The following is a 15678-nucleotide window of genomic DNA, read 5'->3' as shown; positions in this document are numbered from 1 at the left end:
AGAATTAAAAATACTTTTTTCTTAGAGTCTTTAATCAACCGTCCCATGAATTTGATCAAAGTTTGAGAATTCATCTTGTTATCATATACCATGAACCGAACTTTACCCTGGTTTGTGACAGTAGAAATCAAGTTAACCCTTTTACATCTGGGATGAATTCGGATAGCAGGAGTTTTGCCGGGTTAATAAAAAAACTTCTGGTTCCTGTATTTGATGCTGAACAATGTATTTGATTTTTAATTCCTTGACTTTCACCTAAAATCTTTAATAAATTAAAAAAGTGTGAACCAATCAAACCAAAAAGATGAATCCTGTAAGATTCGTCTCCAGGGCGTGAAGAAATATAACCAATTTTTAATCACCGCAGTGGTTATAAATTTTATCTTTTGATTATTAGTAAGTGTTTTATTTTTAACAACTTTATACTTTTGAGGAGGAATTAAAATCATGACCACAAAAAAAGACAACGCATCAACTAAAAGAGTGCATCCCGGTGTTGAGGAAATGAAAAAAAGCCTCACAGAAGGAAAATGTTCCCGCCGAGAATTTTTACGAACAACAACCTTACTAGGCATATCTGCTACCACTGCTTACAGCCTTGCAAGCAGCATCCTTGGAAAAGATATCCTGCCTGATCTGATTTCAACTGCCCATGCAGGTCAGAAAAAAGGCGGGGTCCTGAAATTTGGCATGCAGGTACAGGAAATGGCGGATCCGGCAACATGGTCATGGACCCAGAAGTCTGTTGTCGGCCGGCATGTCGTTGAATATATGGTTATTACCGGACCGGACAATGTCACCCGGCCGGGGCTTGCCAAGAGCTGGGAAGCATCTGACGACCTGAAAACATGGATTTTTCATCTTCGTAAAGGGGTTAAATGGTCAAATGGCGATGACTTTATTGCAGATGATGTGGTCTTCAATTTTACACGATGGCTGGATCCCAAAACCGGTTCATCCAACCTGGGCCTGTTCAACGCCATGATAGAAGATTCCGGCGAAAAAGATAAAAAGGGAAATCCCATCAAGCGCATGATTAAAAATGCCGTTGAAAAAGTTGATGATCATACGGTACGCCTTAATCTGAAGTCACCGGTTCTGTCCATTCCTGAAAACCTTTACAATTACCCTACTGCCATTGTTCACCGCGATTTTGAAAAAGACGGGGGAGACTTGACTAAAAACCCTGTAGGTACTGGCCCTTACACGCTTTCTGAGTTTAAAGTGGGTGAGATTGCTGTACTGAAAAAACGTAATGCACCCTATTGGGGCGGAGAAGTTTTCCTTGATGAGATCCGCATCATTGATCTGGGTGAGGATGCCGGGGCATATCTTGCCGCCATTGCATCAGGACAGGTGGATGCAAATTACAACCTTGGCTTGACGACCCTTGAAGCTGCCAAAAATATCCCTGGGATTAATGTAGTGTCAATCCCCTCCACACAGACCGGTGTGATCCGTATGAAGGTCAACAAGGAACCCTTTACCGATATCCGAGTTCGCAAGGCAGTACAGAAATGCTGTGATACCAAACGACAGCTTGAGATCGCTCATCAGGGATTGGGGATTGAGGCAGAACATCATCATGTGGCAAGTATCCATCCTGACTATTTTAAGCTGCCCGAGTTTAAACAGGACATTGCCGGAGCCAAAAAACTGCTGGCAGAAGCCGGATACCCGGACGGCATTGAACTCACCTGCAACGTAGGCAATACCGATGGCACCTGGGAGCAGAACTCCGTTGCAGTACTCAAGGAAGACTGCGCCAAAGCAGGAATCAACATTAAAATGAATGTCATGCCAACGGCGCAATACTGGGATGTCTGGACAAAGGCACCCTTGAGTCTGACCTCCTGGACCCATCGTCCTCTGGCCGTCATGGTACTGGGTCTGGCCTATCGGGCCGGTGTTCCCTGGAATGAATCCAGTTATAACAATCCCGCCTTTGATGCTGCATTGAACGAAGCAGAAGCTACATTGAATGTTGAAGCACGCCGTGTCAAGATGGAGAAGGTTGAAAAAATCCTCCAGGGTGATGCTGTCATGGTTCAACCCTTTTTCCGGTCTGTTTTCACAGCAGTCTCGGACCGTGTGGTCGGTTTTGAAATGGATCCGGTCAGGTACTATCGCTTTCACAAGGTTTCGCTGGCCTAAATTATCACTCTATGTAATGTCTGGTAAGGGGTTCACCATACCCCTTACCAGAACCACAACTATACCTAAGGAGTCAAAATGATATTGCTGCTGTTAAAGCGCATCGGTTTCATGATTTTCACCATGATTGTCGTGTCCATTATTCTTTTTTTACTCCTGGAAACAGGTCTTACCGGTGATCCTGCCACCCGTGTTCTGGGTAATTTTGCCAGTGATGAGCAAAAAGAGATTTGGCGGGACCAGCAGGGGTATAACCAGCCGGTTATAGTACGCTATGCAAAATGGCTGGGTAATTTTGCCACAGGCAACCTTGGAACGTCCATTCGCTACAAAGGCCCGGTAAAAGACGTGCTTTTACCACGGTTATGGAACACAGCCATTTTAGGCTTCTGGACTTTTGCCATCATGATCCCCTTGTCGTTAACCTTGGGCATCTTGTCAGGAATGAAGGAGGGTTCCCTGCTGGATCGAACCATATCCGTTTTTGGCATTTTAACCACATCCGTACCGGAATTTGCCAGCGCTGTATTTTTTTCAGCCCTTTTTGTCTTTGGTTTAAAGTGGCTGCCGGGAACAAGCTCCATGTCAGACGGGTTTGAATTCAAACAACTGCTCCTTCCTGCAATGGTACTGGTGGTTTACGATTTTGGCTATGTTGCCCGTATGACCCGGGCATCAATGGCAGAAGTCATGACCTCTCAGTACGTAAGATCGGCTGTATTAAAAGGTCTTCCTTACAGACAGGTTATTATAAGGCATGCGTTGCGCAATGCATTAATCGCCCCTTTCACCGTCATTATGCTGCAAATCAACTGGCTGTTGTCCGGGGTTATTGTTGTTGAATTTTTCTTTGCCTATAAAGGATTTGGAGCACTGCTCTTAGAGGCTTCTCTGAACAATGATATCGCACTTTTAGAAGCCTGTGCAATGGTGGCGGTTGTTGTAGCGGTAAGTTCCCAAACTATAGCGGATATCGGCTATACCTTTCTTAACCCCCGCATACGTTTCAGCTAAGGAGACTTAAGAATGACGACTGAATCGACTACTCAAATGCCCTCTGTAGGCTATGGCGCAGCGATTTTGCGTTTCATAAAATCTTTTGGACTCCTGCGGGAAAGCTGGGTTGGAATGATCGGCGCTGTTCTGGTTCTGTTCTGGGTGATTGTCGCTGTCTTTGCTCCATTGATAGCACAATTTGATCCCAATGCATCTATTCAGCCCTTTGCCAAACCAGGAGCAGTGGCAGCTTCGGGCAGTACATTCTGGCTGGGCACTGACCACATGGGCAGAGATATCCTGTCCCGTATTGTCTGGGGATCACGCACTGTGCTGATCTATGCGCCCCTTGCAACCTTGAGCGCCTATACTGTAGGTATTTTGATGGGGCTCATGGCTGGATATCGCGGTGGTCTGGTGGATGATATCCTGTCCCGTATTTCAGATATTATTTTATCCTTCCCCGTACTGGTACTCTACATCATCGTAATTGCAACCATTGGCGCGTCAGGATTCAATATTGTTATTGCCATTACCTTTGCTTCCTCTCCGGGGATCATGCGTATTGTGCGGGGGCTTGTACTGGACCTTCGTAATCGTGACTATGTGGCAGCCGCCCAGACCCGGGGTGAAAGTGACTGGAGAATCATGCTGGTTGAAATTCTACCCAATGCAAGAGGCCCGCTGATTGTAGATGCCTGTCTGCGTCTGGGTTATGTAATTATTACCATTGGTGTTCTCGGTTTCTTAGGTCTTGGTCTGCCGCCACCAGATCCTGACTGGGGCGGGATGGTAAATGAAACACGTCAAATGGCAATGGTTTTTCCACATATGACCCTGTTTCCCTGTATTGCAATATCTTCATTGATCTTAGGGTTTAATCTATTGGCGGACGGGTTGCGTGAAATTTCATTACGTGATTAGGGAGTAACAAAAAAAATGACTGACAACCAGGACCCTGTACTGCTTTGTAAAGATTTGTGTATTTCATATTATACACGAGCCGGAGAGATACCTGCCGTAGTTGATTTTTCCTTGACGGTTAAGCCGGGCGAGACCATCGGTATTGTCGGGGAATCAGGCTGTGGCAAATCCACAGTTGCCATGGCGATCATGCAATACATGGGTGCCAACGGCGGTATTAAAAGCGGATCCATAACCTTCAAAGGCCGTGATTTAACCACTTTAAACGAAGATGAGTTGCGAAGCATAAGAGGATCAGAGATATCGATGATCTATCAGGAGCCGTTTGCATCTTTAAATCCAAGCCTTAAAATCAGCACCCAGCTCATGGAAGTACCCCTGGCACATGAAAACATTTCTAAGGAAGAAGCACGTAAGAGATCTGTACAAATGCTGACGGATGTCAACCTGCCCGATCCTGAACGGGTTATGGAATCTTATCCTCATCAGTTATCCGGCGGACAGCAGCAACGGGCCGTTATTGCCATGGGGCTTTTGTCCAATCCGTCTTTGTTATTGTTAGACGAGCCAACCACTGCCCTGGACGTTACCGTGGAAGCTGGAATTGTTAAGTTAATTGCAGATATCAGCAAAAAATTCGGCACCTCCCAGATATATATCTCCCACAATCTAGGGTTGATTTTAGAAACCTGTGATCGGGTTTTTGTGATGTATTCCGGCGAAGTGGTAGAAGAAGGAACCATAAATTCTCTTTTTACCTGGCCAAAACACCCCTACACCCACGGCCTTTTTTCATGTATCCCCCTGCCCACGACAGATAAGAATGCAGCTCCTCTTAAGCCGATCCAAGGACAGCTGCCCCTGCCTTTTGAACGGCCTTCCGGGTGTTATTTTGGTCCCCGCTGCGATCATTTCGAGCAAGGATTGTGTGATAAAGATCATTTTAGAATGGAAAATGTAGAAGGCAGTGCACCGGATCATCGTGTCCGCTGCTTGCGATATAAAGATATTGACCATACAAAAGAGGCCTCGGGTGATACCGCCAAGGAATCTCTTGAGATCGGCAAACGGGTCCTTAATGTTGATGGTATGAAAAAATACTACGAGGTAAAAGATGCTTCGTTGATGGCTTTGATTGCCGGGAAAAGTGTTCGTCATGTCAAGGCAAATGAAGAGCTGAACTTTACAGCCCATGAAAGTGAAACTGTTGCTATTGTCGGTGAATCCGGCTGTGGCAAATCAACCTTTGCCAAAGTTCTCATGGGGCTGGAGACAGGAACCGAAGGAGAGATACGCCATAAAGGCAAAGATATTTCAGATATAGAGGTCCGGGACCGTTCCACGAAACAGATCCGTTCTCTACAGATGGTTTTTCAAAATCCCTTTGACACATTGAACCCCAGCCATACCATTGGTGGACAGATATCACGGGTTATCAGGCAATTTGGTATTGAGACCGATAAAAAGAAAGTTTTTGACCGTGTGATGACCTTGCTGGATACCATCAAACTGCCCAGAGATTTTTATTTCAGAAAACCCCGGCAGTTATCCGGTGGGCAGAAGCAGCGTATCGGTATTGCCAGGGCATTTGCCGGGAACCCGAATCTGGTAATTTGTGATGAGCCGGTGTCTGCATTGGATGTATCTGTGGCAGCAGCTGTGACAGAGCTTTTGATGGATATCCAGCGCGAGCATAAAACCACGCTGCTTTTTATCAGTCATGATATGAGTGTTGTCCGCTATCTGTCAGATCGTATTGTTGTCATGTATCTGGGACATCTCCTTGAGAGAGGCACAACAGAACAAATTTTTGCTCCACCCTATCATCCTTATACAGAGGCTCTATTATCAGCCGTTCCCATTGCTGATCCGGAAATAACCAAACGGAGAATCGTTCTGGAAGGCAATCTGCCCAGTGCAATAAATCCCCCAAAAGGATGCCCGTTCTGTACCCGGTGCCATCGAAAAATTGGTGATATTTGTGATAATGAACCGCCGCAGGATCAGGTGGTGAGTGACCGCCACGTCATCAAATGTCATATCCCCATTGAAGAATTGAGTAAGATAAAGCCGGTTATCATAGTACCGGATGAATCAGAACGTATTCATGCAAAATAAAGGAAAGTATTCGCTCTTCTTATCCAATAACTGAAAAACTCGAATCCTTGTTGATTTCACGGTTCCGGCTGAAAAAACCGATGTTCAGTTTATGATTGATATACTTCATCTGATAGTGCAAGGGATCTGTATCATGATCGTTGCCTTTTTCGCAATATTGGATGAGTTCTGACATAAATGAACCCACTGCCGGGGCATTTTTATACTGATTACCACTGGTGCCGATGGCCAGATAGAATCCCGGCAGACTGGATTTATCATAAACGGGGTACCAGTCATCTGAAACATCATAGAGATCCACCAGGCCCTGATTCTTGTTGGGGATGGGCAGATCTGGAATCCGCATGGCTTCCCGCAGAGCCTGAGTTCTTATCTGGTCTGTAAAATCAGTATTGTAATTATCAGGATCAACATAGTCCAAAGGATCACATTCTGGTTCTTCACTGCCGATCAAAAAATGATTGCCGATTTCAGGCCGGGTATAGACACCGAGATCACTGTCAGACGTTATAATTCCTGTTTTCTCCCAGTCCACACCTTCAGGGCTTGGCACATGGGCCACTTCAACTCTCAACGCCTTCGTTTTGATATTCATTTGATCTTCGACACCCGCCATTTGGTTGATGAGGTATGAATGGGGGCCTGCCACATTGACCACCACTGGGGCGTAAATTTTGCTGCCGTCTTTCAGGGCCACACCGGCTGCCCTGTTGTCCTTTTTTAAAATATCCACAACTTGAGTATTGAACATAAAATCCGATCCCACATTTCTTGCTGCCATTTCCACATTATGAGTGGAAAGCTTGGGATCACTCACATAGCCTGATTCAGGCACAAAGACAGCTCCGTTGATACTATCACCAGTAGGTTTTCCAAATTCCGGGTCATCCATCAGCTTTTGCGGATGATAAGCACGCAGGTCCGGGCTGGGAAGATACTTTTCCATATCCTCCGGGGAAAGTTCAAGATATCCAACACCCAGTTTATCAAGGGATTTCATAACCTTTACCAGATTGTTGTTGACCTTGGATTTAAACACCATGGCGCCGGTATTTTTATAATAGGCCATGCCATCGGGGTCCATGATATTTAAATACCGGGGCCAGTCAAGCCAGTAATAATACCCTTCCCGGGCAAGGGCAACCCCTTCCGGAGAGGAGTAATACAACCTGATGATAGCACAGCTGCCGGATGTAGATCCGAATCCGGAGCCGCCAAGTTTATCCACATTTAATGTTTTGAACCCTTTAAGGGCCAGTTCATAGGCAATACAATTGCCAATAATACCTGCACCAATGATAATGGCATCATATTCTTTTGGGGCCATTTATTTCTCTCCATTATCCTTTTTTAATTTCGCAAGAATCTCCTTTTCGCCTTCTCTTTTCAACCGGTCCAGTTCCGATAAGATCTTATCGCTTAAAGGTTCTGATTTGTGTGTTTCTGAGATCATCCTGACTTCTTCTTTCACTCTGTCTTCCATTGAGGGTTTGCCTGCATCATTCCAGACATCAATGGTCTGGCGATTCATAAGTTTGGCATTCCACAGTTCTTTTTTAAAATGATCCATGGTATGCTGCTGTACGAGAAAATGCCCCCCTGGTCCCACATCTTCTATAATCTGCCTTGCAATGGTTTCCCGGGTTACTGAAATACCTTCTACAAACCGCTTGGTCATACCGACAACCTCATTACCCATGACCAGTTGTTCAAGGGAACAGGCCATGCCCGAGGCCATATAACCGACATCATGGATCAGGTTCAGGCCGGAAAGCCCCTGGCTCAATATTGAAAAAGCACTTTCAATGCCTGCCTGGGCATCCAGCATTTTTGAATCAGTTGCACCCGCTAAGCCCCAGGTCGGCAGATTAAAGGACAATGCGACTTCTGCCTGGGCAGCAATGGCCAGACTATTTTCAGGTGCCCCCATTGTCATGAGTGCTGTTCGCATGTCAAGAATACCGACATTGCCGCTCATGGCGACAGGACATCCTTTTTTCCGCAACTGGGCAATGGTGATATGGATAAGTGCTTCTGCCGTGATCTGAGTGATAACTCCTGCCAGTGTAACGGGGCCTGTGGCACCTGCCTGGACAGTGGAACCCGGCAACTGTGGCATAAACCGATCGGCTGCAATAAAAATACGCTCTATGACTTCATCGGGGAAAAAAAACGGTGCTATAGCCTCTGGATAGAGAATAATAAATGGTTTCTGGCTTAAATTTTCCTGTCCCCCTGCAATCACGGCCGCCATCTCGTAAACATACTCAATGCCAAGAGCGGTATATCCGATAAAAACAGCCGGTTTTGTCGTGTTGGAAACCATGGCGGAGAATTCATGAACTTCGGCAGCATTTGCCGGTACATCCTGAGCCGTTCCCATGGGCATGACAAAATCAATGCCATCCAGGTAGTCCGCCACTTTTGCACCCAGTTCGATATCCTTGATACTGGTATTCCGGATTTCACCGGTAAATGCATCCCGTGTAAAGGGACTGGCAGTGGATGTGCCATAATGGCTTTTTTCACCTTCCACTTCCATTGCCCGCCTGCCGTTCCGGTCATATATTGTCCAGCCATTGGGGGTTGTGACCAGACATTCTTCAACAATATGCCTTGGAATTTTGATATTATTGTCCTTGACCCATGCACCGGCCTGTTTCATCATTTTATGAACTTCTTTGTGCCGGCATTTAAAACCGATCCTTTCAATAATATCAAAAGCGGCCTGTTTTATTTCCCAAATCTGGTCATCCGTGAGAATCTTCATACCAACGGATCTTGTTTGAATGTTTGAAGACTGAATCATTTTTTCCCCTCCAATATATAAAATTCATTTTCTATGCCGGTTCAGGAGGAGTTCCATTTTCGTCCCACCCCATGGCAGTGTAGTACTCCTGTAACATGACTTCAAAATTTTGCAGGGTTAATCCCTGACTATTGTCTTTGTTGATAAACATTTCAGGAAGTTTGTCTTCACTATCTCCTTTTTCATGCCGGATATTAAAAAGTTTCTCAAGGGCTGCAATTTTTGTCCCTACCCTAAAAAAATCTTTTTCTGAAACGTTTAAATCCGTCAACCCATTGATGAGTCTTACTTCATTTTCAAAGTTAAAGGATCTTAAAAGAGATAAAACCGGTACCTTGCAAAGGCCCAGACAATCAACAATGATATTGGTGGTAACGGCTTTTTTTATCAACAGCCCTTTTGCGCAAATGGATTTAATATTAACTGCTTCTTTAGTTCCAAACTCTTTTTCTGCCTCTTCTTTAGTCCAGCTGTATTCAAGGGATGCATAAACATTATTATAATCACCACCCCGGCTTGATACAGCATATCCAAGGGCAGTACCCATAATGGCTGCCGGATGATAGGCGGTCAGTTCCAGCCCCTTGATATGGACAGCATATTTAGATGCGCCATTGCCGATGAGTTCAGCCGCCTTTCTGACGCCAAGACTTAAAATTTTGCCAAGCCCTTTGCCTTCAACCATCTGGTAAAGTAATTTTTCCATAGTGGTGGCATTACCCCAGGAAAGATCGAGATCTCCAACCAAATTGTCGGGTAATAATTTTTTTTCAAAAAGATCCATGGCAAAGGCAATAACACTGGCGGCTGATGTGGAATCCACTCCCAGGCGGTTACAGAGATTATCCAGCTTAATGATCTGATTCAGATCATTAAGACCGCATTTCGGCCCCAGGTTGATAACCGGTTCAAACTCAGGCCGTGTGAAGCCCTCATTTTTTCCCATTCCCTCTAACTTAAGATCGGCCTTGCACTGCACAGGACATCGAAAGCAGCCACTGGACCGGACAATATTTTTCTCAAGTTGCCTGCAATCTATTTTTTCAATGTGCTTGACCCCGATTCTGCTATAATTTTTGCTGCCCATGATCCCAAAGTCATTCACCCATTTAACATATCCTGCACCGCCGTATTTTGAGAAAAAATTGAATTCAGATGATTCTTTTATTTCAGACGTATAGGCTTTAACAGCCTTTTTCTGCAAGGGTGTGGCAGCAGGAAAGTGTTTATGGCTTCCTTTGGAAATCACAATGGCTTTAAGATTCTTTGATCCCATAACCGATCCCATCCCGGTTCTGCCGGCAGCATGGTCCCGTTCGCTCATAATTGTGGCAAACCTGACCCTGCTTTCTCCTCCAGGCCCGATGGTCAAAATCCTTAATTTATTATTATTATGGGATTGTTTGATAATCTCCTGGGTTTCAAAGGCATCATGCCCCCAGAGATGAGATGCTTCCTCAAGACGGGCACCACTGGAATCAATATAAAGGGTGGCTGGTTTTTGCGATTTCCCCGTGATGATGATGGAGGCAATGTTACAGGACCTGAGCCAGGCGCCTGCATACCCCCCAATATTTGAACTGCCTAATATCCCGGTCAAAGGAGACAGGGCATTGATGTGCAGCCTTGATGAGGTCGGAGCAGATGACCCTGTAAAAAGGCCGCAGGATATCAGCAGCATGTTCTCAGGGGCCAGAGGATCTGTTCCGGAAGCAAGATGATGATAGAGGTACCAGATATTAAATCCGCGCCCTCCGATATACTCCAATACAGTTTCAGGGAATGCTGAAAGATAGCACTGACTTGAACTTAAATCTACATTGAGCAATTGTCCAAATTGTTTTGTCAAACCCACCTTCCTGTCTCCATTCATCTCCAGACTGTATGTTATAATGGCCTGTCTTTTATCTACATTTGAATTCAGCAAAAATTTACAAACTCATTATTCGGTGAAAAATTTTTGTGTATTCTTGTATGTCAACGCCAGCCAGCGGAAACCCGATTTTTATAAAAAAACCCTTTCTGCCTGCTAACCGGATGTCCGGACATTGGCAGCGAAAACTAAAAGGATTGCCTGGTCATTGGTCAAGGAACTTCATGGCTGAACCAATAATACTAATCACCACAGGAAGAATATAATCCGAGAGTACCTGAGAATTACCGTTCGGATCTGTCATCCCCGGGACAAGGATGATATTGCTCAAGGGATATTTTTTCAGGGTAGCAAGCCGTGCATCAGTGGTAAAGCCTTTCTGGGTGATAATAACAAGTCGTGCATATCGGCTGCCGAATGTGGCCAGCTCGTCCAGTGCTGAGTCAAAATATTTTTCACTGGTAGCATCAATAATGACAAGGCAGTCTTGATCTGTGTCATAATCCGACTTTAATACCGGCAGATACCATTGGTTATCAATCATAAACGGCAGAACCGACTCAGGATGAAAGGGCATGGAGAATTCCTGTAAAAAATCATCTACATCTGCACCGCCCAGATACCGCTTTTCCCATGCATAAACATCCTGTTCAGAACAGGTTTTGACCATAATATGTCTGGGTTCCAGCTTTACATACTTTCCTTCCACCAGAGGATCCACCATAACCAGGTGAGAATAGGCACTGACACCAAAGGTTTCACTTTCAAGCCCCCGAATTTTATGAGTACGGAATTTGTTCTTCCATGAGATACTGTTTCCTTTCAGGCTGGTGATGAAAAGTCCTTTTTTATAGGTCTGATTTTCTTTTAGCATATCCTGAATTGTCTGCCTGAATCCTTTATCCCCGAGGATAGTATTCACAGTCGGCAAAAAAAGCTTGAAATGATCAAGGAATATCCTGGCGCGCATGGGGTGTTTGTACTTCATGAGTGTTGAAAAAAACAGGGACAGGGCATAATAGACATGCTCGTATTTACATAAAAGATCCGGATTATTAAAAAAATAAGCTCCAAAAGAATTTGAAAATGTCTGAAACCCCACTTTTCCGTTTTCAGGACCAATCCAGAGCAGATTTTTATGGGAATATCGGCATACCATTGACAATAAATCTTTATCCGATGGTTCTGAAGCCACAACTATCACCAGGCTGTCCTCTGTGCTGATCCCTTTTATTTTTTCAGGAAATTCCACCTGAAGGGGAAGATCAAAACAGAATTCCCACAACCGGGAAAAATTTCTACACCCAGCTTCAGCCTGCTTGTCCATTGGCACAAAAATGATGATCCCATCATCTGTCAGATACTTGAATATAAGGGTTGATACGGCCTCAAGGCGCGCACCTGCCTGGGTTGAAAAGAAAGTTGAAAAGGGCTCTGGATCATGGAAGGCAGCGCTTAGCCTGATTAAATCCGTATAATATAGTTTTTCCAGATCATTACCGGCAAGATCGATCCAGCAGGGTCTGTCTACCGGGGTCAATAGGTCGGCAGGCAGACCATCCCCTGCTTTATTTTTAACAGCAATGTCATCCACAACATCTGAGACAGACCAGTCAATGCTGCTCTTTGCCCGACCTGCAGTCACGGATTTGGTCATATTTCTGGGCATCTGACCAGACAGCCTGCCCCGTGCCAACCCGAAATAAAATCCAAACAAAAACATGAATGTAATATCAATGAACGGCTGAAAATAATCTGACACCTTGGGCAGAAACACGGCCTGGTCAGCATATTTTTGAATCTCTTTTTTCTCCCTGTTTTTATAACTCATTGCAAAAAAACGTTTTCTATTTTCATAAAGACCTTTCATGAAATCGACTCCCTGGGTCAGCCGTTTGGCATTGGTAGCGCTCACAAGAATCAGGTCATTGTCTGCCAGAGGGGTGTGAATGAATGCATCCATCTCAGAATAATCAACAGCATTTCCCATGGATGTCCAGGCATTCAGTTCGAGGTTCGATGCCCCTATTTCAGCAGATCCGACATCATGAAGAGCATCAACAATATAATGGATATTTGTATTTTGGGTCTTTTTTGCAACCTCCTGGCAGAAGGTAACTACTTTTTCATCTGTTAACATGGCATTAATTTTTTCTGGAATTTGGTTTATTTCCTCACAAAAATCAGCTGCCTTTTTTGTATCATCCGAGGTTAACACAGAAATATGAATGCAAAAAAGTTCCAGAACCAAAAGCATGCATATAGAACTTTTAAGCGGAGCTACAGTCACTTCTTCTCCGCTGAGCACGGGTATAACACCCGCACTTTTTCTGGTGATGAGTGCCAGGTCGGAAAACGGTTTTTCAGTAACCCCGACCATGAGGACATTCCGGGTCAAAAGATGGGATGCAAAAGCAACCATATCCGAAGTGGTACCTGACCATGATACCATTATCACCAGATCCCCGTCAGGATTAATGGATTTTTCCACCATGTCGATTTCCAGAGGGGTGGCTACGATAATATTAATCCCGGTAAAAAACCGCTCCATGGTTTTTTCAACCACCTCAGTCAAAAGATAACTAAAACCCGTGCTGACCAGAATGATCCGATTCAAGGAAGCAAAACCATCTCCAAATCGTTTTTTTAAGAGGCGTTCTCTGATGTCAAATACTGGTATGTGGTGGTCAGGAGAATACCGATCCAGCACATCCGTAAGCAACCCTGGTATTTCAAACAAATGTTCTTCATAAAAAGTCCTGCCGAAATCTTTTTTAAAGGTAATGGGAGTCAGAAAGATATGGTCTGGCCGGATATCGGTTTTAACCTTTCCTGAGAAATCCATGATTGTAAGTTCCCGCAGCACATTGTTTGTACCGGCATTTGTCTGAATTTTAGCAAACACTCGTTCCTGATCCAAAGCATAGATCTCCACCTGGAATGGTGCCAGAAGAGCCATTTTTTCCCGTCTGAACCATGACTCCCGGCTGTCGGACTCATCATCAAAAAAATCTGGCTCAACTATCACCGATTTTTTGGAATACGTATTCATTAATTTCCGCAATTTAATGCTGGTGGACTGAATCAGAGTCTGGGGGAAAAGTCCCAGGGCGGCATTTATATCAGACACCACCATGAAATCCGATGTATCCTGCCGTTTGACAATATACACCGGTCGTTTATGGGCAGCTACAAAAAGCCGGTCAGTGGATACCATGCTGATCCCGGAAACGGCAAATTGCCCCCCTGACCTGATCATGGTTTCCATTGCCTGAATAAATGACATTTCGTCAATATCATGCTTTGTCTTGTTACTCAGTTTTGTAAAAATACCATAATCAACAGACTGGCTGCACACGGAAACATCCTCAAGACCAAGACGATGTTGTTTTTCGATCACCTCATACCGCTGGCTTGCCATATAAGCCGTATCAAAATAATGTCCCCAGAGCATAACAAACAATTCGGTTGAGTTATCACTTCTCAAATTCATCTTTGTTACCTGGGTCAGATACTCCCTGACCCTGGATTCAATATCAGTACTGAATTGTCCGTTTAACACCACAGCCCTTAATTTTTTTTCATCTATAAAAGGATGGGCATTACGAACAGAGGTAGACGACTGTATTGCCCACCTGCCCTGACCAATTACCGGCTGAACCATATATTTAAGCAATAAAGGATGCGTACGACCCGGGATGTGGCCTGGCGGCAGATTGTTTTTCTTGCCGGTTTTTAACATTTTTTTCATATAAACATCTATCTGGAAATAAGCCAGAGCAGAGGCAGCTGCAATTCCGTACACATTATAGATCCGCTCTGTCCGGTACAGGGTTCGCCAGTAAACAGGAGGCGTGGTTTTATTCACACCCCAGAAATTCTCAAATATTAACTGTATCCTGTCATCCATTTCAGGGGTATGGATGCTGTTAGCCAGAACAGAACTGTCAATGCTCCTGAAAAGATTGGCAATGCCGTCCATGGTATAATCCGGCGGCAGTGTGACAACCACGTCCTTGAGATACTGCCAGACATATTTTCTTGCATAGGGATTTTTTGGACCAAATTTATAAGTGGCTCGCACAGGTCGACCTGGGTCTTCATCATAGGCATAGCTATCAAATATCTGCTGGAACTCATAGACAAGATCATTTTCATTAACTGGTGCCGACCCATTTTCCCGTTTACTGCGAATCAGGGTCTCAAACCCTGTAAGCATGAATTTTTTAGCAATGGGCAGGGGAAGATCAAAGTCCATGACCAGACGGTTGATGGTGACCTTGAATTGTTTAGGGGAGCCTATTTTAAAATATTCCTGAATTTCAGGATTTCCTGCGGTTCCCGGCTCCACCTGTAGAATATTTTTAATGTCTGTTAACGCTGACCATCTTAAAAAGGATTTGTTTTCCGGTTTATCAATGAAACGTTTTTTTGGTAAAAAGCCCTCAAATGCAAGAAGTTTTTCCTGATTTTGAACCATGAAATCCGAATAGCTGTGAAAAGCATCATCCATGACTGAAACCACCCGGAGTTCACTCTCGTCAAATACAGGAGACTTAATGAGCCGGTCAATGAGACCGTCGACAGATCCTAACTCCCGTCGGATCTTGAGAGGCTCCAGATCACTTCCGATCAGACCGATTCCTGTGCTGTCAGGTGCCCTGTAAACAATGGCCCACATCCCGGTAAACACCCGTGTCAACCTGTTTTCAGCATCCCCGTAATACACAACAATACCGCACATATCAGATACTTCCCTTTTTGTTATTTTTAATGCCTGTTTGAATTATTTAATACATAAATC

8 protein-coding genes and 1 pseudogene are annotated in these 15678 nt (G+C 44.6%); 4 read left to right on the top strand and 5 right to left on the bottom strand.

The window, feature by feature from the left end; translation table 11 throughout:
• Positions 1–167: pseudogene (locus HGJ91_RS16325) on the bottom strand (transposase); the annotation flags it as partial.
• Positions 168–447: 280 nt separating this feature from the next.
• On the opposite strand from HGJ91_RS16325, the gene HGJ91_RS16320 reads away from it, so the two are divergent.
• The 4 genes from HGJ91_RS16320 (at position 448) to HGJ91_RS16305 (ending at position 6192) form a co-directional block, all read left to right on the top strand.
• Complete coding sequence (locus tag HGJ91_RS16320; RefSeq protein WP_291348910.1) at positions 448–2154, top strand: ABC transporter substrate-binding protein; 1707 nt, start codon at positions 448–450, stop codon at positions 2152–2154.
• 78 nt (positions 2155–2232) lie between these two features.
• A complete protein-coding gene (locus HGJ91_RS16315; RefSeq protein WP_291348909.1) occupies positions 2233–3168 on the top strand; it encodes an ABC transporter permease in 936 nt (311 codons plus the stop codon).
• Positions 3169–3180: 12 nt separating this feature from the next.
• Positions 3181–4074 carry an ABC transporter permease gene (locus HGJ91_RS16310; RefSeq protein WP_291348908.1) on the top strand — a complete coding sequence of 298 codons (894 nt, stop codon included), beginning with the start codon at positions 3181–3183 and terminating at the stop codon, positions 4072–4074.
• A gap of 15 nt (positions 4075–4089) precedes the next feature.
• A complete protein-coding gene (locus tag HGJ91_RS16305) occupies positions 4090–6192 on the top strand; it encodes an ABC transporter ATP-binding protein (RefSeq protein WP_291348907.1) in 2103 nt (700 codons plus the stop codon).
• A gap of 19 nt (positions 6193–6211) precedes the next feature.
• On the opposite strand, the gene HGJ91_RS16300 is transcribed toward HGJ91_RS16305, so the two are convergent.
• The 4 genes from HGJ91_RS16300 to HGJ91_RS16285 form a co-directional block, all read right to left on the bottom strand.
• Positions 6212–7519: an FAD-binding oxidoreductase gene (locus tag HGJ91_RS16300; protein ID WP_291348906.1), complete on the bottom strand. Its 1308-nt coding sequence runs from the start codon at positions 7517–7519 to the stop codon at positions 6212–6214.
• Positions 7520–9001, bottom strand: a complete 1482-nt coding sequence (locus tag HGJ91_RS16295) for a trimethylamine methyltransferase family protein (protein ID WP_291348905.1) — start codon at positions 8999–9001, stop codon at positions 7520–7522. It abuts the gene before it with no gap.
• Positions 9002–9032: 31 nt separating this feature from the next.
• On the bottom strand, positions 9033–10850 hold the full coding sequence (locus HGJ91_RS16290; RefSeq protein WP_291348904.1) for an aldehyde ferredoxin oxidoreductase family protein: 1818 nt from the start codon (positions 10848–10850) through the stop codon (positions 9033–9035).
• Between the two features lie 229 nt (positions 10851–11079).
• A complete protein-coding gene (locus tag HGJ91_RS16285; protein WP_291348903.1) occupies positions 11080–15618 on the bottom strand; it encodes an SIS domain-containing protein in 4539 nt (1512 codons plus the stop codon).
• Between the last annotated feature and the right edge of the window lie 60 nt (positions 15619–15678).

The organism is Desulfobacula sp., from assembly GCF_014237455.1.
GTDB lineage: Bacteria > Desulfobacterota > Desulfobacteria > Desulfobacterales > Desulfobacteraceae > Desulfobacula.
Note: the sequence above shows the minus strand (reverse complement) of the source record. Positions and strands in the feature narration are given on the sequence as shown.